Origin of the sequence: Mycobacterium sp. E3339, from assembly GCF_001666915.1 — a bacterium.
Lineage (GTDB): Bacteria > Actinomycetota > Actinomycetes > Mycobacteriales > Mycobacteriaceae > Mycobacterium.
This window is the reverse complement of record NZ_LZIZ01000157.1, coordinates 15,421-38,691: the sequence shown is the minus strand read 5'-3', so window position 1 is coordinate 38,691 and position 23,271 is coordinate 15,421. Positions and strand designations below refer to the sequence as shown.

Here is a 23,271-nt window from a genome sequence, read left to right as displayed (position 1 = left end):
CTGATGCGCGTGACGGTTGACGAAAACCTGTGCGAGGCCAATGGCTTCTGCGAATCGCTGGCGCCGGAGGTTTTCGAACTGGGGGACGAGGACGTCGTGCAGATCGCGGAGGGCCCCGTGCCGCCGCGACTGGAGATCGACGTGCGCGCCGCGGTGGACCAGTGCCCCAAGGCCGCGCTGCGGCTCACCCAGTGAGCCCCTAGCGCCGCTCGGCCAGCGAGATCGACATTGCGTCGAAGATGGACATGTTGGTCATCAGGTTCGGGTGAGCGACCGTGGCCGGCCCGATCTCGATCTCGTCGCAGCGCAACAACAGCTCGTCGAACACCGCGCGGAGTTCGGCGCGCGCCAGCATCGCGCCGAGGCAGTGGTGCGGCCCGCCGCCGCCGAAAGCCACGTGCGGGTTGGGTTGCCGGCCGATGTCGAACGTGAACGGCGACGAGAAAACGTCCTCGTCACGGTTCGCCGACCGCAGCGTCGACACCACTCGCTCGCCCTTGGCGATGCGCTGGCCGTCCATCTCGACGTCGACCTTGGCGGTGCGCGTCCAGTAGGCCACCGGGGACGCCCAGCGCAACACCTCCTCGACCGCGGTCGGCCGCAGGCCTTCGTCGGAGCGATAGCGCTCGACCTGCTCCGGGTTGGCCAGGAAGGCCTGCAGTCCGATCGCCAGGGCGTTCTTGGTGGTGTCGCTGCCCGCGAAGGCCAACACGAAGAAGAAGAATTCGAGTTCGTTGGGGGGCAACCGGAATTCCACGCCGTCGTCGCCGGTGATCACCGCCGACGCGAGGGTGCTCCAGATGTCATCGGTGGGATTGCGCCGTTTCTCGGCGGTCAGCTCCATCGCGTAGTCGAAGACGGACGCGAAGAGCTCCACTTCCACGTGCCCGCTCGGGCTCGCTTCCGGGGCGAGCGCCTTCAGGATGCGGTCGAAGAGGTCGAAGACCCGCGGTCGGTCCTCCTCCGGGATGCCGATGATGTCGCCGATCACTGTCATCGGCAACGCGTCGGCGACGTCGGAGATCCAATCGCCACCGCCCGCGGCGAGTAGGTCGTCGATCATCCGCGCCGCCCGGGCCCGGATGCCGGCCTCCAGCTTGGCGATCGCCCGCGGATTGAACGCGTTGGAAATGAGTTTGCGACGTTTGTTCAGGTCCGGGGGGTCCAGCGTGATGATCGTCGGCGACGACGAGAACATGGCAACCGGCTGAATGAGCGGCCCGTCGGCCGCGGTGAACGAGTCGGTGTCGCGGTGCAGGCGGACGGCGTGCCGGTGTTTGGTCGCCACCCAGAAATCGCGGTGGACGGTCTGGGCGACGCCGGGGGTCAGTTCGTGTCGGAACAGGGGCCGGCTGCGCCGTAACTCCGTGAACAACTCGTCGGGAAACCCGTTGCGCCACAAGCCGAAATCGGAAAGATCCACTGCCGCAGCCGTCATCTGTAACCCCGCTCTGCCGGACGCGTTTGGTCCCGCGTTGACGTTCAATGCTTAAAATAGTAAAAATAGACCTTGTCGTCGAACCGCGGTGAGTGATGGGCGGCCCAGTTGCGCTCGGCTCGCCTCGGTCAGGGCGGGATATGGAGAGCTCGTGACGCATACAATTTCGGATCCGGCGTCGGATCCGGCCGGAGATCCGTCGGAACGTGAGTTCGGACAGTCCGGCATCGCGCTGTCGACCTATCGGTTCCCGACGGGCTGGTTCATCGTCGCCTTCGGCTCCGACCTGGCCGCGGGTGACGTCAAGCGGGCGCATTACTTCGGTGAGGAGCTCGTCATCTTCCGCACCGAGTCCGGCCGGGTGCACGTGATGGACGCCTATTGCCAGCACCTCGGCGCCAACCTCGGTGTCGGCGGCACGGTGGAAGGCGACAACATCGTCTGCCCGTGGCACGGCTGGCGCTGGCGGGGCGACGGCACGAATGCTCTGATTCCCTACAGCAAGATCGGTTGCAAGAACAACGTCCGTATCCGCACTTACCCGACCGTGGAGTGGTACGGCTTCGTGCTGGCCTGGCACGAGCGCCACGGCCGGGCGCCGTATTGGCAGCCCCCCGTGCTGCCCGAGCTGGAGACCGACGAGTATTACCCGCTGCACCCGCACACCCAGATGCTCAACCGGGTGAAGGTGCACCCGCAGATGATCATCGAAAACGCCGCCGACCCCTACCACGTGCAATACGTCCACAAGGCCGCCAACCCGGCCACCACCGCGTCGTTCGAGGTGTCCGGCTACCACTTGCACGCCACCGTCAACGCCCATTTCGGCGGCGGGCGCGCGTCAACCTGGCTGACCCCCAACGGGCCAGTCGACGCCAAGATCATCTACGACAACTACTCGCTGGGGCTGGGGGTCGTCCGGTTCCCCAGCGAGCTGGTGGCCACGGTCCAGGTGACCGGGCAGACGCCGGTGGACGAGGATTACACCGATTACTTCTACACGCAGGCCTCCGTCCGCGAGCCCGGCGACACGGGCGACGTGCCGACCGGTCGCGCCGCCAAATTCCTGGCGCTGCAGCAAGAGGTCATCAAACAGGACTTCTTCACCTGGGAGAACATGAAGTACTTGGAGAAGCCGAACCTGGCTCCCGAAGAGGCGCATGACTATGCGGCCCTTCGCCGCTGGGCCCACCGCTTCTATCCGGGCCCGCAGCCCGCGCCGTCCGACTTCGGCTACACCGCGGCCGGTGAGCCCGACCCGGCGGCCGCAAAAGCCTGATCGGCGAGCCGATGCATGCCGACCGGAGCGCGCCGTCAGGGCCCTCCGATTTCGGCGTCGAGAGCTTCACCGTCCCCGCCGTGCTCGATCGGCGCGCCGAGCAGCATCCCGACCGGGTGATGATGTCGATCGGCGGTGTCGACGTGACGTTCGAGCAGATGCGGCAGCGGTCCTGCGCCGCGGCGAACATGCTGACCGACTTGGGTGTTGGACGCGGCGACGGCGTGGCCTTGTTCACCGGCACGTGCCCGGAATGGGTCTACTTCTGGTTGGGTGCGGCGCGCATCGGCGCGGTCAGCGCGGCGGTCAACGCCGCGAACAAAGGCGACTTTCTGGCGCACACCCTGCGGCTGGCCCAGGCCAAGGTGATCCTCACCGATGCCGAGCGCCGGCCCCGGGTCGACGAGGTCGTCGGCGCGCTGGATCAGGTGCCCACCGTTGTGCTGCAAGGCGATTCGCTCGAGGCGGCACTGAACAGTGACGCCGGCCGGCCGGTCGCCGACCTCACCGCGGCGCTGGGGGAGGTGGGCTGTCTCTTCTACACGTCGGGCACCACCGGGCCGTCGAAAGCGGTTGCCACGACGTGGCATTACCTGTTCACGGTGGCCGCGACGGTCGCGTCGGCCTGGGAATTGCGCGCCGGGGAGGTGCTGTGGACGGCGATGCCGCTGTTCCACCTGAGCGCGGCGCCCAGCGTGCTGGCGCCGATGCTGCTGGGCGCGACGACGGCGCTGGCGCGGGCGTTTCACCCCGGCGAGGTGTGGGACGACATCCGCGCCCGCGGCGCGGTCGGCTTCGCCGGCGCCGGCGCGATGGTGGCCATGCTGCGGAACCTACCCCCGGATCCGCGCGACGGGCAGCTGCCGTTGCGGTTCATCTCCGCGGCACCGATCACCGCCGAGGCCTATCGCGACATCGAAAAGCGTTACGGCTGCCGCGTCGTCACGATGTACGGGATGACCGAGGCCTTCCCGATCGCCGTCAAGGCCCTCGCCGACGACGGGGCGCCCGGAGCGTCGGGGCGGCCGAATCCGAACTTCGACGTGCGCGTCCTCGACGACGGCGGCGATCCGGTGCCCGCCGGCGCACTCGGGGAGATCGCGTGCCGACCGCGCCATCCCCACGTCATGAGCGAGGGCTACGTCGGCCAAGGCCTGCGGGTGATTCCCCACCAAGAATGGTTTCGCACCGGCGATCTGGGCCGGATCGACGCGGAAGGCAACCTGACGTACGTCGACCGCAGAAAAGACTCGCTGCGCCGCCGTGGCGAGAACGTCTCCTCGGTGGAGGTGGAAACCATCGTGATGAGTCATCCCGCCGTGGCCGAAGCCGCCGCGGTCGGGGTGCCCAGCGACTTGGGCGAAGACGACATCCTGGTGGTCGTGACGTTGCGGCCCGGGGCGGCAGTCGATTACACCGAGCTGCTCGATTTCTGCGCGGCCCGGATGCCCTATTTTTGCGTGCCGCGATTCGTCGAGACCGTCGACGAGCTCCCGAAGAATGTCATCGGGCGGATACGCAAGGACTTGTTGCGCGAGCGGGGGGTGACTGCAAAGGCGTGGGATCGTGAAGCTCAGGGCTATATCGTTAGCCGGTAAGTTACGTTAATGTTACGTAATCGTCGGAAAGTTACTTTAATGTTACGTCCGTCCGCTCATTGGCAGTCGTTTCCCAGGAGAGTCTGGAGTCCAGAATGACCATGTCCTATCAGGAGCAGCAGATGCTGCAGGCCGCCACGGGTCGCGCTGCCATCCTCAACCTGAACGCCCGACACAACCGCGCCTACTCCGACGGGGATCGCGAGCGCTGGATCGCCACCTTCCGCCACTCCGGCGCCACCTATCACCGCGACGGCGACACGTTCGACGACCTGCGCGCGGCATTCGACGGTGGCGACGGGCAGCGGCTGGTCACGGTTGACCACGAGATCCGCGTCGACGGGGTCAATGCGACACAGCATTGTGTCGCCGTGCTTTTCGCCGCGATGTACGGTGACACCACGCTGCGCGCCACCGGCATATTCCGGGACACGCTGATCTACGAGCGGGGCGGCTGGTACTTCACTTCCCGCTCGCTGCAATGGGATTCGGTGCCCAGTCGGCACCCGCTCGTTATGTGAGCGGCGTGGACCCGGACCTCAGTTACCAGCTGGCCTTCGGCACCTATGACGACGCGCTGCGGATGGTCGGCGCGACCAGCGAGCCGCGCACCGCGGCCACGGCGGTCAGCGGGGCGCGCATCCAGTTGTTCGCCGCGATGGTCCACGACAGCAATCGCTCCTACTGGGACGCCGAGTTCGCCCGCGGCAAATGGGGGGGCCTGCTGGCGCCGCCGGCCTTGCTGATGGGCTGGCTGATCCCGCCGCCCTGGGAGCCGCTGGGCCGGCCGCCGGTGGCATCCCTGGTGTTGCGGGTGCCGCTGCCGGGCACCACATTCATCAACGCCGCCAACGACGTTGAGCTCCTGGAGCCCATCATCGAAGGCGACGTGCTCACCGTCGTCGAGGAACTGGTGTCGGTGTCACCGGAGAAGCGGACGCGGCTGGGCGTCGGCCATTTCGTCGAAACGCTGGAGACGTACCGCCGCCAGGACGGGGCGGTGGTCGCCACCTGCCGCAACACGTTGTTCCGGTTCACGCCGGGGGCGGCATCGTGACCGCAGACGACCTCAGCTTCGACGAAATCACCGTTCCGGTCGACCTGCCCGAGGTGGTCGACCACATCGGCTACCAGCGGGTGGTCGAGAATGCCGGAGCGACGTGGGATTACTTCCCGGGCCACTTCGACCCCGAATACGCTCGGCGGCAAGGCAATCCGACGATCTACGTCAACACGATGCACCTCGCCGGCTTCGCCGACCGCGTCGCGACCGATTGGGCGGGCCCGAGCAGCCGCGTGGTGCGGCGCTCGTTGCGGTTGACGGGCTCGGTGTACGCCGGCGACACCATGATCGGCCGGGGACGAGCGGTGGCCAAGCGGCTGGACACCTCGGTGGACCCGCCGCGCCGCCTCGTCGACCTCGAGATCCAAGTGACCAATCAGCACGGCGCGCTGTGCTGCCCGGTCGAACTCACCCTGCAGATGCCGCATGGCCCCGGGCGATGACGAGGCGGCCGCAGGTTCTATAAGGGCGGCAACTGCCCTTTGCACACCAGGGTCTGAAGCTCGACATACTCGTCGAGGCCCTCGGGGCCGAACTCGCGACCGATCCCGGACTGCTTGAAGCCGCCGAACGGCGCGCCGATGTCCAGCGTGTACATGTTGATGCCGTAGGTGCCGGTGCGCACACCCGCGGCGATCTGAAGGCCGTGCGCGATGTCGGAGGTCCACACCGAACCGGCCAGGCCGTAATCGCTTTCATTGGCGATCCGGATCGCGTCGTCCTCGTCGAGGTAGCGCAGCACGGTCAAGACCGGCCCGAAGATCTCCTCCCGGGCGATGCGCATGTCGTTCGTGGCGTCGGTGAACAGCGTCGGCCGCACATACCAGCCCCGGGCCGACGGACTGTCCTGGCCGCCGAGCACGATGCGGGCGCCGTCGGCCTGGCCGGACTTGATGTAGTCCTGCACGCGACGCTGTTGCCGTTGCGCGACAAGGGGTCCGATGTCGGTGGCGTCGTCGGCCGGATCGCCGACGTTCAGGCCCGACATCATCTCGGCCAGCGCGTCGACGACCTCGTCGTGGCGCCGGTCGCTGACGAGGATGCGGGTCTGCGCGACGCAGGCCTGACCGTTGTTCATCAGACCGGCGGTTTTCAGGCCGGCGACGGTCTTGTCGATGTCGGCGTCGTCGAGAATGATCGCCGCGGACTTGCCGCCCAGTTCCAGGCTGACGCGTTTGAGCTGTTCGCCGCACAGGGCGGCGATGCGACGCCCGACGGCGCTGGAACCGGTGAACGCGATCTTGTCCACACCCGGATGGCGCACGAGCGCCTCCCCGATCTCGGGGCCGCCGGGCAGCACCGAGACGACGCCGTCGGGAAGGTCGAGCTGCTCGATCATTTCCGCCAACCACAAAGCGTCCAAGGGCGTTTCGGGTGCCGGCTTGATGATGACCGTGCAACCGGCGATCAACGCCGGGATGAGTTTGGGCATGATCAGGAACTGCGGCACGTTCCACGGCACGATCGCACCGACCACGCCGACCGGGGCCCGGCGCAGGTGCACCTCGCCCAGCACGCCCTGGCGCCGTTCCTCCCAGGGAAAGTCGCGCGCGGCGGCCAGCGCCAGATGGATGAGCGTCGCGGCGGCCGCCGCTTGGCCCAGCCGGCTGAAACTGCGCGGGGAGCCCATCTCGTCGGTGATCAGGTCGGCCATCTCGTCGATGTGTCCGGCGTAGATCCCGGCGAGCTGTTCGACCTTGGCCATGCGCTCGGCGTGCGTCATCCGCGGCCACGGACCGCGGTCGAACGCCCCTCGCGCGGCGGCAACCGCGGCGTCCACGTCCGCGGGCCCGGCCAACTGGACGTGGCCGATCGGTTCCTCCGAGTGCGGGGAGATGACGGCGAGCTGCCGGGGGTTGGCGGGCTTGCGCCACTGCCCCCCGATGAAGAGTTCGCTGTAGGACCGGTGGTCGACAACTGCTGTCATCGGACACTTCCTCGAGGGGTCGGGCGCACCTGGCACAGTGACCGTGAATTCGCTATTGACGCTAACATAGCGAAAAAAGCAGCGAGGGCCGATATGACCAGCGATTGGCGCAGTTACCCGTTCCAGTTGGTGCCCGGCGACAGCCAGCTGGATTTCCCCGCCGCCGAGGGCGAGCATCCGGATCAGGAGTCGGACACCTGGTTCATCGCCGGGCAGCTTGATGCCGCCGAGACCGGCCGGTCGTTCGCCTTTCTGACGATCTTCAACAAGAACCGGCCCGGCGGCACCGTGGTCGCGGATTTCTATACGCTGGCGCTGTTCGATCTGGATTCCGGTGACTACGGCACCTACACGGACTACGACATGCCGCCGGCCAACCTCAAGCCCGGAGCGCAGCACAAGTTGGCGTTGACCCCCGGCTATCTCGACATCCATTACGCCAGCGGGGCCGGCACCGCCTCCTGGACCACCTGTCGCGACGGCGATGGCGGGTTGCTGCCCTACACCTACCGCGTCAGCCTGGTCGGCGAGGACCAGTCGGGCCGGCCCATGCGGCTGGACCTGGCCGTAACGCCAACGCGCGCACCGACACCGGTGGGCGCGTCGACCTACAACGGGAAGATCTGCTGCTTCGGCCAGACCGAAACCTATTCGTATTTCCAGACCGGCATGGCGATGACAGGCACCCTGCGCTGGGGCGACCTGGTCCAGCAGGTGTCCGGCAGCAGCGGGCACATCGACCGGCAATGGTTCCCGAAATACGCCGGCGGCGGGGGAACCGGGGGAGACCCGAGGGCCCGCTCGCACGAATGGCGCACCATCAACTTCGACAACGGCGTGGACCTGAGCATCTGGCGGCAGTTCGACCGCACCAATGGCAATGCGCTGCAACCGTTTACCGGCGTGACAACCAGCCATCCCGATCCCGCCGTGCCGCCCGAATGCGCCGAAGACGTCGAGGTAACGGTCAGCAGCTACGTGCGCTGGCCGGACGCGGTGCAGCCGTTGGTGCGGCCACACGCGGACGCCCGCTACCTGCCGGACCGGCACCGGATCACCTGCCGCACCATGCAACTCGACATCGTCGGGGAGCCGCTGGTGCCCGCGCCCGCCCACGGCCTGCCCATCGAGTACATGGAGGGCCCCTACCGGTACCGCGGAACGTTGTGGGGCGAGCCCGTGACCGGCTTCGCGTTCAATGAGCGCTCCCTGGCCCTGTACCGGGATTGGGAGCTGGCCGAAGTGCTGACCACCACCGTCGCGAACATGGAGCCGGCCGACCGGGACCTGCAGACGGCCGCCGGCCTGCTGGTGCAGCTGCTGGCCCGGGGCCGCCGAAGCGAAGCGATCGGCTTGTTGACCACGGTGCGTTCGGGCCAAAACGACACGCTCACAACGTTGTTGGACGATCTGGTAACGGCGCTGTCCGTCGAGGGTTGAGGGACCGGGCCGCGAGACTGAAACCACGCACGTGTGTTGCGGCGTGTCGTGTGCGTGGTTTAAGTGTCGCGAAGCGCCTGGGCCCAGGCGTTGTGGCGATGCTGCAGTCCCGGCTCGTTGCGGCCGAACAGCAGGTGATCGCGGGCACCGGACTCGAGGTTGGCCTGCAGGCCTTCGACCAGCCGGTAGTCCTCGTCGCGCACCGTGGCGTGGGCGTAGTCGAAGACGGCCTGCGCGCCCGCGGCCACCGATTCGTCCGAAATGTCCAGCGGCGTCGAATTCTGATGCACCGTAATCGATCTCCCCGGGCGATCACCGGGGTAGATCCGAAACAGCTCGCCGTTGGCGATGGTCACCGACAGCACGATGTTGGGGAACAACGCGTAGATGACGACCACGTTCTGGAACGGATCCCATTGCTCCTCGGGCACTTCGTCGAGCCCCACGATCGTGTTGAGCGGGAAGATCAACCGATGGTGTGGACCGAACGCGTCGAACACCGTGCAGTTGCTGCGCGCGATGGTGGCGAAGGTCTGCTGGTGCACGGTGGCGAAATGGTAGTTCTCCGAGAAGGTGTCGACCGCAAGCTTCCAGTTGATCGGGCAGTCGAGCACCTTTTCGCCCAGCGGCGACCAGCGTCCGATGCCCCACGAATCCAGCTCGTCGGCCAGGGGGCCGAGGTGTGCGGCCACGTCCAGGACGGCCCCGGAATCCAATGCGACCCAGAGGAATCCGGCGAACTCGGCGGCCGGGAGCTCGGTCAGCCCTTCGGCTTTCACCGTGATCTCCGGGAAGCCCTCGCGGCCCGGCAGCGCGACCAGCCGCCCGGTGTTGTCGTACGTCCACGCGTGGTACGGGCAGGTGAACCGCTTCGCCGTGCCGCAGCCGGTCACCACCTGCGACTGGCGATGCAGGCAGACATTGTCGAACGCCTTGACCGATCCGTCGGCCGTCCGGGTCAACAGAATCGAGCGGCCCATCACCGTCTTGGTGCAGTACGCGCCGGGGCCGGGCAGCTCCGAGACGTAGCCGACCAACTGCGGGCTGGCCAGCACCATGGCCCGATCCCGTTCGTGGCGTTCGGCCGACGTGTACGCCCGCGCCTCGATCCGGGCCTGCGCCGCGGCGAGGTCGGTGGTCTTGTCGCGCGCCAGTTTCAAGGCGCGGCGGGTGAGGTCGATCAGCTGGTCGCGTTCCATCTGACCAGTACAGACCTTGCCACAGTTGTAAGGTCAAGGAGTGGCTGAGCAGTTGCTGATCGGCGACGTCACGGCCCTGACCGGGATCGCGTCCGGCCGCATCCGCCACTACGAGAAGGTCGGCCTGCTGCGCGCCGAGCATCTGTCCAACGGCTATCGGGTCTTCGACGTGGAGCAGGTCCTCGACCTGCTGCGCATCGACCTGATGCGAAGTCTCGGCCTCAGCATCAATGACATCCAGCGCCTGACCGAGGGCGGGCGCACCACGCTGGCGGGTGTCCTCGACGAGCACCGGACGTTGCTGATGCGCCAGCGCGACCGGCTGGACCAGTTGATCGCGGCCATCGATGCCGCGACCGACTGTCCCGACGCCGACGTCAGCGAGGACATCCTGCGCCGGCTGGCGACCACGCACCGCGACAGCATCGGCGTCATCGGGCGGCTCAGCGCGCCGTTGGCCGCGCCCGTCGCCGCCATGTACGCCGACCTGTTCGACGAGTGGGAGTTGCCGGTTCCGGTCTTGTTCGGCCAGATGGTGCTGCCGCCGGCGGCCAGCACCCTGCTGGCCCAACTGGCCGAGACCCCGGGACGGGAGGTGCTGTTCGACCGGTTGCGCACCCTCGCGGGCGACGTCATCGGGTTGGGTGACGATCGGGCGGCCGCGACGGAACTCGCGCGCAGCTGGATCGCCAAGCAGCTGGCCGACCCGCTGCCCGACGACGTGGTCGGTGTGCTTCGGAGCGTGCAACCGTCGTTGGAGCGTGACCCCGTGATCGTGCAGGGCTTCCGCGCCTGGGCGGGATCGATCAACCCGGCGGCCGCTCATTTCCTGGACGAGATCGCGCGCGAGACGTCTCGCCGCGGCCTGGAGGCCGTCAGCGTGATCGTCCTGCCCGCGCCGCCGCCTTGCCAAACCGACGATGCGGCACCGTGATGCACATGTGACCTGTGTGGTCAATGTGTCAGATGGTATTTCTGTCGTACCCTGTCGCTTGTGTCCTCGGTGTCGCGGCGTGACCTGCTCAAATTGGCGGCGGCGACGCCCGCCTTGGTCGGCCTGGGCGTCGCCGGCGCCTCGTTGCGCCCGGCTCCCGCGGCGGCGTCGCTCGGCACCCTGCTCGACTACGCGGCGGGGGTCATCCCGGCCAGCCAGATTCGGGCCGCCGGCGCCGTGGGTGCGATCAGGTACGTGTCGGACCGACGACCCGGCGGCAACTGGATGCTGGGCAAGCCCATCCAGGTCGACGAGGCGCGCGACCTCAACAGCAGCGGGCTGAAGATCGTCTCCTGTTATCAGTACGGCAAGGGCAACACCGCCGACTGGCTCGGCGGCGCCAACGCCGGCATCCAGCACGCGCAACGTGGAATGCAACTCCACGCCGCCGCGGGCGGGCCCGCCACTGCGCCGATCTACGCATCCATCGACGACGACCCCTCTTACGACCAGTACAAACAGCAGATCGCGCCGTATCTGCGGTCCTGGGAGTCGGTGATCGGTCATCAGCGCACAGGTGTGTACGCCAATTCCAAGACGATCGACTGGGCGCTGCACGACGGATTGGGCTCTTACTTCTGGCAGCACAACTGGGGCTCGCCCAAGGGATTCGCCCATCCCGGGGCCCATCTGCATCAGGTCGAAATCGACAAACGCAGCGTCGGCGGGGTCGGGGTGGACGTCAATGAGATCCTCCAGCCGCAATTCGGGCAGTGGGCCTAGCCTCCCCGGCCCTTCCGCCGGCGCCGGCGGGCCGCAACTCTTAGAGATCCCAGCAAACACTCGTTCGCTCATTTCCGGAAACGGCGGGAGCGGCCGCCGCCGTGACGACGCGACGGAGGCGGCCTCCGCACGGCTCGACGGCTCGAAATTTTTACATAACGATTACATAACAAAACTGCTTTGATCAGCGCAGTTATAGCTACTCGACCGTAACCACCTGCATGCAGCGGGTTTGTTCGGCGCGCCCGCGCCGCGGCCTAAACCCGGTGTTACCCACGACACGGTTACCCGTGCGTAGAACTCACCAGTAACCGATCAGCACGCGAAACGAGGGTCGATCCTTATGACACTCTTAGTGGGGCCGATGCAGTCCGCCGCGCCGCTCGAGCCATACGGCGGCCCGCCGACAACACACCGGCCAGACGGATTTTTGGTCGCGATTCGATGCGGAATCGACGGACTCTCCAGAGTTCCTGTCCCCTTCGGACCGGCTGAACGCACTGATACGTAAGACGTACATGAGGCATTGAGGGAGATACAGACGTGACGATCCACGAGCACGGCCGGGTGTCCGCTGAGCGCGATCCGAACGGACCGCACACCGCCCATGCTCTGGTCGACCGTCTGACGGCCGGAGAGCCGTACGCCGTCGCGTTCGGGGGCCAGGGCAGCGCCTGGCTGGAAACCCTCGAAGAACTCGTGTCGTCGGCGGGCATCGAATCCGACCTGGCAACGCTGGTCGGTGAGGTCGAGCTGCTGCTCGAGCCGGTGGCCAAGGAGCTCGTCGTGGTGCGCCCGATCGGTTTCGAGCCGCTCGCCTGGGTGCGCGCGCTGGCGGCCGAGGACCCCGTCCCGTCGGCCAAGCACCTGACGTCGGCCGCGGTGTCCATCCCCGGCGTGCTGCTCACCCAGATGGCGGCCGTGCGCGCGCTGGCGCGCCAGGGCATGGACCTCAACGAGACCCCGCCGGTGGCCGTCGCCGGGCACTCGCAGGGCGTCCTTGCCGTCGAGGCGCTGAAGGCCGCGGGCGCCCGCGACGCCGAGCTGCTCGCGATGGCGCAGCTGATCGGCGCGGCGGGCACGCTGGTGGCCCGCCGGCGCGGGATCTCCGTGCTGGGCGACCGCCCGCCGATGGTGTCGGTGACCAACGCCGACCCTGAGCGCATTCGCCGGCTGCTCGACGAGTTCGCGCAGGACGTCCGGACCGTGCTGCCGCCCGTGCTGTCCATCCGCAACGGCCGGCGTTCGGTCGTCATCACCGGCACGCCCGAACAGCTGTCCCGGTTCGAGCTCTATTGCCAGCAGATCGCGGAGAAGGAAGAGGCCGACCGCAAGAACAAGCTGCGCGGCGGCGACGTCTTCTCGCCGGTCTTCGATCCGGTGCAGGTCGAAGTCGGCTTCCACACGCCCCGGTTGGCCGACGGCATCGACATCGTCGGCGGCTGGGCCGAGAAGGTCGGCCTGGACGTCGCGCTGGCCCGCGAGCTGACCGAGTCCATCCTGGTCCGCCGCGTCGACTGGGTCGAGGAGATCACCCGCGTGCACGACGCTGGCGCGCGCTGGATTCTCGACCTGGGGCCCGGCGACATCCTTACCCGGCTGACCGCGCCGGTGATCCGCGGGCTGGGCGTCGGCATCGTGCCCGCCGCGACCCGCGGCGGCCAGCGCAACCTCTTCACCGTCGGGGCCGTTCCCGAGGTGGCGCGCGCGTGGTCGACCTACGCGCCCACCGTCGTTCGCCTGCCCGACGGCAGGGTCAAGCTCTCGACGAAGTTCACCCGGTTGACCGGACGCTCGCCGATCCTGCTCGCGGGCATGACCCCGACCACCGTCGACGCCAAGATCGTCGCCGCCGCGGCCAACGCCGGGCACTGGGCCGAGCTGGCCGGCGGTGGGCAGGTTACCGAGGAGATCTTCGCCGCGCGCATCGAGGAACTTGGCACGCTGCTCGAGCCCGGCCGCACCTATCAGTTCAACGCGCTGTTCCTCGACCCGTACCTGTGGAAGCTGCAGGTCGGCGGAAAGCGGTTGGTGCAGAAGGCCCGTCAGTCCGGGGCGGCGATCGACGGCCTGGTGATCAGCGCCGGCATCCCCGACCTCGAGGACGCCGTCGAGCTGATCGAGGAGCTGAACGACGTCGGCATCAGCCACGTCGTATTCAAGCCCGGCACCGTCGAACAGATCCGCTCGGTCATCCGCATCGCGACCGAGGTGCCCACCAAGCCGGTGATCATGCACATCGAGGGTGGGCGCGCCGGTGGGCACCACTCCTGGGAAGACCTCGACGACCTGTTGCTGGCAACGTATTCCGAGCTGCGGTCGCGGCCCAACATCACCGTCTGCGTGGGCGGTGGCATCGGCACGCCCGAGCGGGCCGCCGAGTACCTGTCCGGTCGGTGGGCGCAGGCGTACGGCTTCCCCCTGATGCCGATCGACGGCATCCTCGTCGGCACCGCGGCGATGGCGACGAAGGAGGCCACCACGTCGCCGTCGGTCAAGCGGATGCTGGTCGAGACGCAGGGCACCGACCAGTGGATCGGCGCCGGAAAAGCCGTGGGCGGCATGGCTTCCAGCCGCAGCCAGCTGGGTGCCGACATTCACGAGATCGACAACAGCGCGTCGCGGTGCGGCCGGCTGCTCGACGAGGTCGCCGGTGACGCGGAGGCTGTCGCCGCGCGCCGCGAAGAGATCATCGCGGCGATGGCCAACACGGCCAAGCCGTACTTCGGCGACGTCGCCGACATGACCTACCTGCAGTGGTTGCAGCGCTACGTCGAGCTCGCCATCGGCGAGGGCAACTCGACCGCCGACACCGCCGCGCCCGGCAGCCCGTGGCTGGCCGACACCTGGCGCGACCGCTTCCAGCAGATGCTGCAGCGCGCCGAAGCGCGATTGCACCCACAGGATTTCGGCCCGATCGAGACGCTCTTCGACGACCCCGCGCTGCTCGAGAGCCCGCAGCAGGCCATCGCCACGCTGCTGGCCCGCTACCCGGACGCCGAGTCGGTGCAGCTGCACCCGGCCGACGTCCCGTTCTTCGTCACGCTGTGCAAGACGCTGGGCAAACCGGTCAACTTCGTCCCGGTCATCGACAAGGACGTGCGGCGCTGGTGGCGCAGCGACTCGCTGTGGCAGGCGCACGACGCCCGCTACGACGCCGACCAGGTCTGCATCATCCCGGGCACCGCGGCCGTGGCCGGCATCACCCGGATGGACGAGCCGGTCGGCGACCTGCTCGACCGTTTCGAGCAGGCCGCCATCGACGAGGTGCTGTCGGCCGACGGGCAACCGCGGGACGTGGCGTCGCGCCGGCGGGGCCGTCCCGACGTGACCGGGCCGCTGGCCGTCGTGCTCGACGCCCCCGACGTGCAATGGGCCGGCCGCACCGCCACCAACCCGGTCCACCGCATCGCCGACCCCGGCGATTGGCTGGTGCACGACGGTCCCGAAAGTCGGCGCGCCACCCACTCGTTCACCGGGGCCCGCCTTGAGGTTGACGGCGACCGTGTGGTGCTGAGCGTTCCGCTGTCGGGTACCTGGATCGACATCCCATTCACCTTGCCCGCCAACACCATTGATGGCGGCACCCCGGTGGTGTCCACCGAAGACGCAGCCACCGCCATGCGCGCGGTGCTGGCGATCGCCGCCGGTGTCGACGGCCCGGAGTTCCTGCCCGCGGTCGTCGACGGCACGGCCGCCGTCACGGTGGACTGGGACCCCGAACGGGTCGCCGACCACACCGGCGTCACGGCCACCTTCGGCGAGCCGCTGGCGCCCGGCCTCACCACCGTGCCCGACGCGCTCGTCGGCCTGTGCTGGCCCGCGGTCTTCTCGGCGATCGGCTCGGCCGTCACCGACGCCGGTGTCCCGGTCGTGGAAGGCCTGCTGAGCCTCGTGCACCTCGACCACGCCGCCCATGTGGTCGGCGTGTTGCCCAAGGAGCCAGCCGAATTGGCCGTCAGGGCAACGGCTTTCCCGGCTGTCGATACCGACATGGGTCGCGTCGTGCGGGTCGCGGTGACGATCGCCGGCGCCGACGGCGCGACCATCGCCAGCCTCGACGAGCGGTTCGCGATCCTGGGGCGCACCGGCGCCGCCGAGTTGACCGACCCGGTGCGGGCCGGTGGCGCGGTGTCGGAGAACGCGACCGACACCCCGCGGCGCCGCCGCCGCGACGTCCGGCTGACCGCCCCGGTCGACATGCGGCCGTTCGCGGTGGTCTCCGGTGACCACAACCCGATTCACACCGACCGGGCGGCCGCGCTGCTGGCCGGCCTGGAATCGCCCATCGTGCACGGCATGTGGTTGTCGGCCGCCGCGCAGCACGCGGTGACCGCCACCGACGGGCAGGCCCGGCCCCCGGCCCGGCTGGTCGGCTGGACCGCGCGGTTCCTGGGCATGGTGCGTCCCGGCGACGAGGTCGACTTCCGCGTCGACCGCGTCGGAATCGACCAGGGCGCCGAGGTTTTGGAGGTCGCCGCCCGGATCGGGTCCGACCTGGTGATGTCGGCGACGGCGCGCCTGGCCGCCCCGCACACGGTGTACGCCTTCCCCGGTCAGGGGATTCAGCACAAGGGCATGGGCATGGACGTCCGCGCCCGGTCCAAGGCGGCCCGCAAGGTGTGGGACAAAGCGGACAAGTTCACCCGTGACACGCTGGGCTTCTCGGTGCTGCACGTGGTGCGCGACAACCCGACCAGCATCATCGCCAGCGGCGTGCACTACAACCACCCCGAGGGCGTGCTCTACCTGACGCAGTTCACCCAGGTCGCGATGGCGACCGTGGCGGCGGCGCAGGTCGCCGAGATGCGTGAACAGGGCGCCTTCGTCGAGGGCGCGATCGCGTGCGGTCATTCCGTCGGCGAGTACACCGCTTTGGCCTGCGTCACCGGCATCTACGAGCTGGAAGCGTTGCTGGAGACGGTGTTTCACCGTGGCTCGAAGATGCATGACATCGTGCCGCGCGACGAGCTGGGCCGCTCCAACTACCGGCTGGCCGCGATCCGGCCGTCGCAGATCGACCTGCCGGACAACGAGGTGCCCGCGTTCGTCGCCGAAATCGCCGAGCGCACCGGTGAATTCCTGGAGATCGTCAACTTCAACCTGCGCGGTTCGCAGTACGCGATCGCCGGCACGGTCCGCGGTCTGGAGGAGCTGGAAGCCGAGGTGGAGCGGCGCCGCGAACTCACCGGCGGCAAGCGCTCGTTCATCCTGGTGCCGGGCATCGACGTGCCGTTCCACTCGCGGGTGTTGCGCGTCGGGGTGGCGGAGTTCCGCCGCTCGCTCGAGCGCGTGATGCCGCGCGACAAGGATCCCGACGTCATCATCGGCCGCTACATCCCCAACCTGGTGCCACGGCCGTTCACCCTGGACCGCGACTTCATCGAGGAGATCCGCGACCTGGTGCCCGCCGAGCCGCTCGATGCGATCCTCGCCGACTACGACACGTGGCTCACCGAGCGCCGAAACGAGATGGCGCGCATCGTCTTGATCGAGTTGCTGGCGTGGCAGTTCGCCAGCCCGGTGCGCTGGATCGAGACCCAGGACCTGCTGTTCACCGAGGAGGCCGCGGGCGGCCTGGGCGTGGAGCGCTTCGTCGAGATCGGCGTGAAGTCGGCGCCGACCGTCGCCGGACTGGCCACCAACACCCTCAAGCTCCCCGAATATGCCCACAGCACAGTCGAAGTGCTCAACGCCGAGCGTGACGCCGCGGTGCTGTTCGCCACCGACACCGACCCCGAGCCCGAGCCGGAAGAGGTTGCGGATGATTCCGCGGCTGTCGCCGCGGACGGCGCGCCCCTTTCTAATGTCGCCCCAGCCGTCGCTGCGGCTCCCGCCGCAGCTCCGTCCGGTGCTCCGAGACCCGACGACATCGGGTTCGACGCCGCCGACGCCACCCTGGCGTTGATCGCGCTGTCGGCGAAGATGCGCATCGACCAGATCGAGGAGTTGGACTCCATCGAGTCCATCACCGACGGCGCCTCGTCGCGGCGCAACCAGTTGCTGGTGGACCTCGGTTCGGAACTGAACCTGGGCGCCATCGACGGCGCCGCCGAGGCCGACCTGGCCGGTCTGCGGTCGCAGGTGACCAAGTTGGCGCGCACCTACAAGCCTTTCGGCCCAGTGCTTTCCGACGCGATCAACGACCAGCTGCGCACGGTGCTGGGGCCCTCCGGCAAGCGGCCCGCCGCGATCGCCGAACGGGTCAAGAAGACGTGGGAGCTCGGCGACGGCTGGGCCAAGCACGTCACGGTCGAAGTCGCGCTGGGCACCCGCGAGGGCACCAGCGTCCGCGGCGGGGCCATGGGCCACCTGCACGAGGGCGCGCTGGCCGACGCCGCCTCGGTCGACAAGGTCATCGACGCCGCCGTCGGGGCGGTCGCCGCGCGCCGCGGCATCGCGGTGGCGCTGCCGTCGTCGGGTGGCGGCGGCGGTGCGACCGTCGACGCGGCCGCGTTGAGCGAGTTCACCGACCAGATCACCGGTCGCGACGGCGTGCTCGCCTCGGCGGCCCGGCTGATCCTGGGCCAGCTGGGACACGACGACCCGGTGAGCGCGATGCCGGCGGCCACCGACGCCGAGCTCATCGACCTGGTCACCGCCGAACTGGGCGCGGACTGGCCGCGGCTGGTGGCGCCCGCCTTCGACGCCAAGAAGGCGGTGGTGTTCGACGACCGCTGGGCCAGTGCCCGCGAGGACCTGGTCAAGCTCTGGCTGGTCGACGAGGGTGACATCGACGCCCAGTGGACGAGCCTGTCCGAAAGGTTCGAGGGCGCGGGCCATGTCGTCGCCACCCAGGCCACCTGGTGGCAGGGCAAGGCGCTGGCCGCCGGTCGCCAGATTCACGCGTCGCTGTACGGCCGCATCGCCGCAGGCGCCGAGAATCCGGACCCCGGCCCCTACAGCAACGAGGTCGCCGTGGTGACCGGCGCGTCGAAGGGTTCGATCGCCGCCTCGGTGGTGGCGCGACTGCTCGACGGCGGGGCCACCGTCATCGCCACGACATCCAAGCTCGACGACGAGCGGCTGGCGTTCTATCGCGGGCTGTACCGCGACCACGCCCGGTACGGGGCGTCGCTTTGGGTGGTCGCCGCGAACATGGCGTCCTACTCCGACATCGACGCGCTGGTCGAATGGGTCGGCAACGAGCAGACCGAAAGCCTTGGGCCGCAGTCCATTCACATCAAGGACGCGCAGACCCCCACGCTGCTGTTCCCGTTCGCGGCGCCCCGCGTCGCCGGCGACCTGTCGGAGGCCGGCTCGCGCTCCGAGATGGAGATGAAGGTCCTGCTGTGGGCGGTGCAGCGGTTGATCGGCGGCCTGTCCAAGATCGGCGCCGAACGTGACATCGCGTCGCGGCTGCACGTGGTGCTGCCCGGCTCGCCCAACCGCGGAATGTTCGGCGGCGACGGCGCCTACGGCGAAGCCAAGTCGGCGCTGGACGCGTTGGTGAGCCGTTGGCACGCCGAATCCTCTTGGGCCGCAAGGGTCAGCCTGGCGCACGCGCTGATCGGCTGGACCCGCGGCACCGGGCTGATGGGCCACAACGACGCCATCGTCACCGCGGTCGAGGAGGCCGGTGTCACCACGTACTCCACCGAGCAGATGGCGGCCATGCTGCTGGACCTCTGCGACGTCGAGTCCAAGGTCGCGGCGGCGGGCGCGCCGATCAAGGCGGACCTGACCGGCGGCCTCGCCGAGGCCAACCTCGACATGGCCGAGCTGGCCGCCAAGGCGCGCGAGCGGGCCGGCTCCGCCTCGGATGACGACGCCGACGGCGTCGACGCCGAGGGCACCATCGCCGCGTTGCCGTCCCCGCCGCGCGGCTTCAACCCGGCGCCGCCCCCGCAATGGGCCGACCTCGACGTCGACCCGGCCGACCTGGTGGTCATCGTCGGCGGCGCCGAGATCGGGCCGTACGGATCGTCGCGCACCCGGTTCGAGATGGAGGTCGACAACCAACTGTCGGCGGCCGGCGTCCTGGAGCTGGCCTGGACCACCGGGCTGGTCCGCTGGGAGGACGACCCCCAACCCGGTTGGTACGACACCGAATCCGGTGAGCTGGTCGACGAGACCGAGCTGGTCGAGCGCTACCACGACGTCGTGGTCGAGCGGGTGGGCATCCGCGAGTTCGTCGACGACGGCGCGATCGACCCCGATCACGCGTCGCCACTGCTGGTGTCGGTGTTCCTGGAAAAGGACTTCGCCTTCGTGGTGTCCTCGGAGGCCGACGCCCGCGCCTTCGTCGAGTTCGACCCCGAGCACACGGTGATCCGGCCGGTGCCCGATTCCAGCGACTGGCAGGTCATCCGCAAGGCCGGCACCGAGATCCGGGTGCCGCGCAAGACCAAGCTGTCGCGGGTCGTCGGCGCGCAGATCCCCACCGGGTTCGACCCGACGGTGTTCGGCATCAGCCAGGACATGGCCAGCTCGACCGACCGGGTGGCGCTGTGGAACATCGTCGCGACCGTCGACGCGTTCCTGTCGTCGGGATTCACCCCGGCCGAGCTGATGCGGTGGGTGCACCCGGGCCTGGTGGCCAGCACCCAGGGCACCGGCATGGGCGGCATGACGTCGATGCAGACCATGTATCACGGCAACCTGCTCGGCCGGAACAAGCCGAACGACATCCTGCAGGAAGTGCTGCCGAACGTCGTTGCGGCGCACGTCATTCAGAGCTACGTGGGCAGCTACGGCGCGATGATCCACCCGGTCGGCGCGTGCGCCACCGCGGCCGTGTCGGTCGAGGAAGGCGTCGACAAGATCCGCCTCGGCAAGGCCGAGCTGGTGGTCGCCGGCGGGTTCGACGACCTGACGCTCGAGGCCATCATCGGCTTCGGTGACATGGCCGCCACCGCCGACACCTCCATGATGCGGGGCCGGGGCATCGACGACGCGAAGTTCTCCCGGCCCAACGACCGGCGCCGGCTCGGCTTCGTCGAGGCGCAGGGTGGCGGCACCATCCTGCTGGCGCGCGGCGACTTGGCGCTGAAGATGGGCCTGCCGGTGCTGGCCGTGGTGGCTTACGCGCAGTCGTTCGCCGACGGGGTGCACACGTCGATCCCGGCCCCCGGGCTCGGCGCGCTGGGCGCCGGCCGCGGCGGCAAGGACTCGCAGTTGGCGCGCTCGCTGGCCAAGCTCGGCGTCGGCGCCGACGACGTCGCGGTGATCTCCAAGCACGACACCTCGACCCTGGCCAACGATCCCAACGAGACCGAGCTGCACGAGCGGCTGGCGGACTCGCTGGGCCGCTCCGAGGGTGCGCCGCTGTTCGTGGTGTCGCAGAAGAGCCTCACCGGCCACGCCAAGGGCGGGGCGGCGGTGTTCCAGATGATGGGGCTGTGCCAGATGCTGCGCGACGGGGTCATCCCGCCGAACCGCAGCCTGGATTGCGTCGACGACGAACTGGCCGGCTCGGCGCACTTCGTCTGGGTGCGCGAAACGCTGCGGCTCGGGGACAAGTTCCCGCTCAAGGCCGGGATGCTGACCAGCCTCGGGTTCGGCCACGTGTCCGGGCTGGTGGCGCTGGTGCATCCGCAGGCGTTCATCGCCGCCCTGGACCCGCAGCAGCGCGCGGACTACCAGCGGCGCGCCGAGGCGCGGCTGCTGGCCGGTCAGCGGCGGTTGGCCTCGGCCATCGCCGGCGGTGCGCCGATGTACGAGCGGCCGGCGGACCGTCGCTTCAACCACGACGTGCCGGAGAAGCGCCAGGAGGCGGCGATGCTGCTGAACCCGGCGTCCCGGTTGGGCGACGACGACGCCTACGAGGTCGTCCGTTAGCCTGGCCTGCCATGGGAATTGTCGGTGTGGGGATCGATGTCGTCTCCATCCCTGATTTCGCCGAGCAGGTCGACCAGCCCGGAACCGTCTTCTCCGAGACGTTCACGCCGGGTGAGCGCCGCGACGCCTCGGACAAGAGTTCGTTCGCGGCGCGTCACCTGGCGGCCCGCTGGGCCGCGAAGGAGGCGGTGATCAAGGCCTGGTCGGGATCCCGGTTCGCGCAGCGACCCGTGCTGCCAGAGGACATCCACCGCGACATCGAGGTGGTCACCGACATGTGGGGGCGGCCGCGGGTGCGGCTGAGCGGCGACATCGCCCAGCATCTGGCCGACGTGACGATCCATGTGTCGCTGACCCACGAGGGGGACACCGCGGCCGCGGTGGCGATCCTGGAGACGCCCTGAACGTCATGCTGGCGTAACGCTCGACGTCCAGCGTCACGCTGGCGTGACGCTGGACGGTCTACGGGACGATAGCCTCGAGGGCATGAGCGATCTTGTCGAGCGCGTCCGCGAGGTGCTGCCGGCGGTGCGCCGCGACATCGAAGACCTTGTACGCATCGAATCGGTGTGGGCCGACCCCGCCCGGCGCGACGAAGTGCACCGTAGCGCGCGGGCGGTGTCGGAGCTGTTGTCACAGGCCGGTTTTGGTGACGTGCGGATCGTCAGCGAGGGCGGCGCGCCCGCGGTCATCGCGCGCCATCCCGCACCCCCGGGCGCGCCGACCGTGCTGCTGTATGCTCACCACGACGTCCAGCCGGAGGGCGACGCCGGCCAGTGGGCGTCGCCGCCTTTCGAGCCCACCAAACGCGACGGGCGGCTCTACGGCCGCGGCAGTGCCGACGACAAGGCCGGCATCGCAACGCATTTGGCTGCATTCCGGGCGCACGGCGGCCAACCCCCGGTCGGCGTGACCGTCTTCGTCGAGGGCGAGGAGGAATCCGGCTCGCCGTCGTTGGGCCGGCTGCTGGCCGCCCACCGCGAGGCGCTCGCCGCCGACGTGATCGTCATCGCCGACTCCGACAACTGGAGCACCGACGTTCCGGCGCTGACGGTTTCGCTGCGGGGCCTGGTCGACTGCGTGGTCGAGGTCGCCACGCTCGACCACGGGCTGCACTCCGGCATCTGGGGCGGCGTGGTGCCCGACGCCTTGACCGTCCTGGTGCGGCTGCTGGCCAGCCTGCACGACGACGACGGCAACGTGGCCGTGGCCGGCCTGCACGAAAGCACCGCTGCCCCGGTGGATTACCCACCCGAGCGGGTGCGCGCCGACTCCGGACTGCTGGACGGGGTGGCCGAGATCGGCTCGGGTTCGGCGCCGCAGCGGCTGTGGGCCAAGCCGGCGATCACCGTGATCGGCGTCGACACCACGCCCGTCGAGAAGGCGTCGAACACGCTCATCCCGCGGGCCCGGGCGAAGATCAGCATGCGGGTCGCGCCCGGCGGCGACGCCGCGGCGCATCTGGACGCGTTGACGTCGCACCTGCACGAGCACGTGCCGTGGGGCGCGCGCCTGACCGTCACCCGTGGCGATGTCGGCGAGCCCTACGCCATCGACGCCAGCGGCCCGGTGTACGACGCCGCGCGCGCCGCGTTCCGGCAGGCGTGGGGTACCGATGCCATCGACATGGGGATGGGCGGCTCCATCCCGTTCATCGCCGAGTTCGCCGAGGCCTTCCCGCAAGCCAAAATCCTGGTCACCGGCGTCGAGGACCCAAACACCCAGGCGCACAGCATCAATGAGAGCCTGCACCTCGGCGTGCTGGAACGCGCCGCGATCGCCGAGGCCCTACTGCTGGCCAACCTGGGCTGACGGGCGCCCGTGTATCAA

15 protein-coding genes are annotated in these 23,271 nt (G+C 69.0%); 12 read left to right on the top strand and 3 right to left on the bottom strand.

Going from position 1 to position 23,271, the window contains the following annotated elements; translation table 11 throughout:
• The first annotated feature begins 3 nt into the window (after positions 1–3).
• On the top strand, positions 4–195 hold the full coding sequence (locus tag A5702_RS14190; protein ID WP_055402510.1) for a ferredoxin: 192 nt from the start codon (positions 4–6) through the stop codon (positions 193–195).
• Between the two features lie 4 nt (positions 196–199).
• Here the strand turns inward: A5702_RS14190 and A5702_RS14185 are convergent, their stop codons facing one another.
• Positions 200–1,486, bottom strand: a complete 1,287-nt coding sequence (locus tag A5702_RS14185; RefSeq protein ID WP_369808512.1) for a cytochrome P450 — start codon at positions 1,484–1,486, stop codon at positions 200–202.
• Positions 1,487–1,589: 103 nt separating this feature from the next.
• Between A5702_RS14185 and A5702_RS14180 the strand changes: the two genes are divergently transcribed.
• From A5702_RS14180 to A5702_RS14160, 5 genes are all read left to right on the top strand, one after another.
• Positions 1,590–2,717 (top strand): aromatic ring-hydroxylating dioxygenase subunit alpha, encoded by a 1,128-nt coding sequence (locus tag A5702_RS14180; RefSeq protein ID WP_055402513.1) that lies wholly within the window; start codon positions 1,590–1,592, stop codon positions 2,715–2,717.
• A gap of 11 nt (positions 2,718–2,728) precedes the next feature.
• Positions 2,729–4,315, top strand: coding sequence for an AMP-binding protein (locus tag A5702_RS14175; protein WP_068221469.1), 1,587 nt, complete (start codon positions 2,729–2,731; stop codon positions 4,313–4,315).
• Positions 4,316–4,410: 95 nt separating this feature from the next.
• Complete coding sequence (locus tag A5702_RS14170; RefSeq protein WP_067819656.1) at positions 4,411–4,836, top strand: nuclear transport factor 2 family protein; 426 nt, start codon at positions 4,411–4,413, stop codon at positions 4,834–4,836.
• A 62-nt stretch (positions 4,837–4,898) separates the two neighbouring features.
• On the top strand, positions 4,899–5,372 hold the full coding sequence (locus tag A5702_RS14165) for a MaoC family dehydratase N-terminal domain-containing protein (RefSeq protein WP_197506565.1): 474 nt from the start codon (positions 4,899–4,901) through the stop codon (positions 5,370–5,372).
• Positions 5,369–5,821 (top strand): MaoC family dehydratase, encoded by a 453-nt coding sequence (locus tag A5702_RS14160; RefSeq protein WP_068221467.1) that lies wholly within the window; start codon positions 5,369–5,371, stop codon positions 5,819–5,821. Before A5702_RS14165 ends, A5702_RS14160 begins: the two co-directional genes overlap by 4 nt.
• A gap of 17 nt (positions 5,822–5,838) precedes the next feature.
• Here A5702_RS14160 and A5702_RS14155 read toward each other — a convergent pair whose 3' ends face one another.
• The gene (locus A5702_RS14155) at positions 5,839–7,305 is read right to left on the bottom strand and encodes an aldehyde dehydrogenase (RefSeq protein ID WP_068221465.1); all 1,467 of its coding nucleotides are present in this window, start codon (positions 7,303–7,305) and stop codon (positions 5,839–5,841) included.
• Between the two features lie 93 nt (positions 7,306–7,398).
• Between A5702_RS14155 and A5702_RS14150 the strand changes: the two genes are divergently transcribed.
• A complete protein-coding gene (locus A5702_RS14150) occupies positions 7,399–8,745 on the top strand; it encodes a lipocalin-like domain-containing protein (protein WP_068221463.1) in 1,347 nt (448 codons plus the stop codon).
• Between the two features lie 59 nt (positions 8,746–8,804).
• Here the strand turns inward: A5702_RS14150 and A5702_RS14145 are convergent, their stop codons facing one another.
• Positions 8,805–9,944, bottom strand: a complete 1,140-nt coding sequence (locus A5702_RS14145) for an aromatic ring-hydroxylating dioxygenase subunit alpha (RefSeq protein ID WP_068221461.1) — start codon at positions 9,942–9,944, stop codon at positions 8,805–8,807.
• Between the two features lie 40 nt (positions 9,945–9,984).
• On the opposite strand from A5702_RS14145, the gene A5702_RS14140 reads away from it, so the two are divergent.
• From A5702_RS14140 to A5702_RS14120, 5 genes are all read left to right on the top strand, one after another.
• Positions 9,985–10,878, top strand: coding sequence for a MerR family transcriptional regulator (locus tag A5702_RS14140; protein WP_068221459.1), 894 nt, complete (start codon positions 9,985–9,987; stop codon positions 10,876–10,878).
• A gap of 60 nt (positions 10,879–10,938) precedes the next feature.
• Positions 10,939–11,661, top strand: coding sequence for a DUF1906 domain-containing protein (locus A5702_RS14135; RefSeq protein WP_068221457.1), 723 nt, complete (start codon positions 10,939–10,941; stop codon positions 11,659–11,661).
• 543 nt (positions 11,662–12,204) lie between these two features.
• A complete protein-coding gene (locus A5702_RS14130; protein ID WP_068221455.1) occupies positions 12,205–21,441 on the top strand; it encodes a type I polyketide synthase in 9,237 nt (3,078 codons plus the stop codon).
• Between the two features lie 11 nt (positions 21,442–21,452).
• Positions 21,453–21,845 (top strand): holo-ACP synthase, encoded by a 393-nt coding sequence (locus A5702_RS14125; protein WP_068221453.1) that lies wholly within the window; start codon positions 21,453–21,455, stop codon positions 21,843–21,845.
• Positions 21,846–21,927: 82 nt separating this feature from the next.
• Positions 21,928–23,253 carry a dipeptidase gene (locus tag A5702_RS14120; RefSeq protein ID WP_068221451.1) on the top strand — a complete coding sequence of 442 codons (1,326 nt, stop codon included), beginning with the start codon at positions 21,928–21,930 and terminating at the stop codon, positions 23,251–23,253.
• Positions 23,254–23,271: the final 18 nt, after the last annotated feature.

Bases quoted from the DNA above. Each gene is read 5' to 3' on its own strand.
- A5702_RS14190 (WP_055402510.1), top strand. From the start codon at position 4: ATGCGCGTGACGGTTGACGAAAACCTGTGCGAGGCCAATGGCTTCTGC.
- A5702_RS14175 (WP_068221469.1), top strand. From the start codon at position 2,729: ATGCATGCCGACCGGAGCGCGCCGTCAGGGCCCTCCGATTTCGGCGTC.
- A5702_RS14170 (WP_067819656.1), top strand. From the start codon at position 4,411: ATGACCATGTCCTATCAGGAGCAGCAGATGCTGCAGGCCGCCACGGGT.
- A5702_RS14165 (WP_197506565.1), top strand. From the start codon at position 4,899: ATGGTCGGCGCGACCAGCGAGCCGCGCACCGCGGCCACGGCGGTCAGC.
- A5702_RS14155 (WP_068221465.1), bottom strand. From the start codon at position 7,305: ATGACAGCAGTTGTCGACCACCGGTCCTACAGCGAACTCTTCATCGGG.
- A5702_RS14150 (WP_068221463.1), top strand. From the start codon at position 7,399: ATGACCAGCGATTGGCGCAGTTACCCGTTCCAGTTGGTGCCCGGCGAC.
- A5702_RS14145 (WP_068221461.1), bottom strand. From the start codon at position 9,944: ATGGAACGCGACCAGCTGATCGACCTCACCCGCCGCGCCTTGAAACTG.
- A5702_RS14125 (WP_068221453.1), top strand. From the start codon at position 21,453: ATGGGAATTGTCGGTGTGGGGATCGATGTCGTCTCCATCCCTGATTTC.
- A5702_RS14120 (WP_068221451.1), top strand. From the start codon at position 21,928: ATGAGCGATCTTGTCGAGCGCGTCCGCGAGGTGCTGCCGGCGGTGCGC.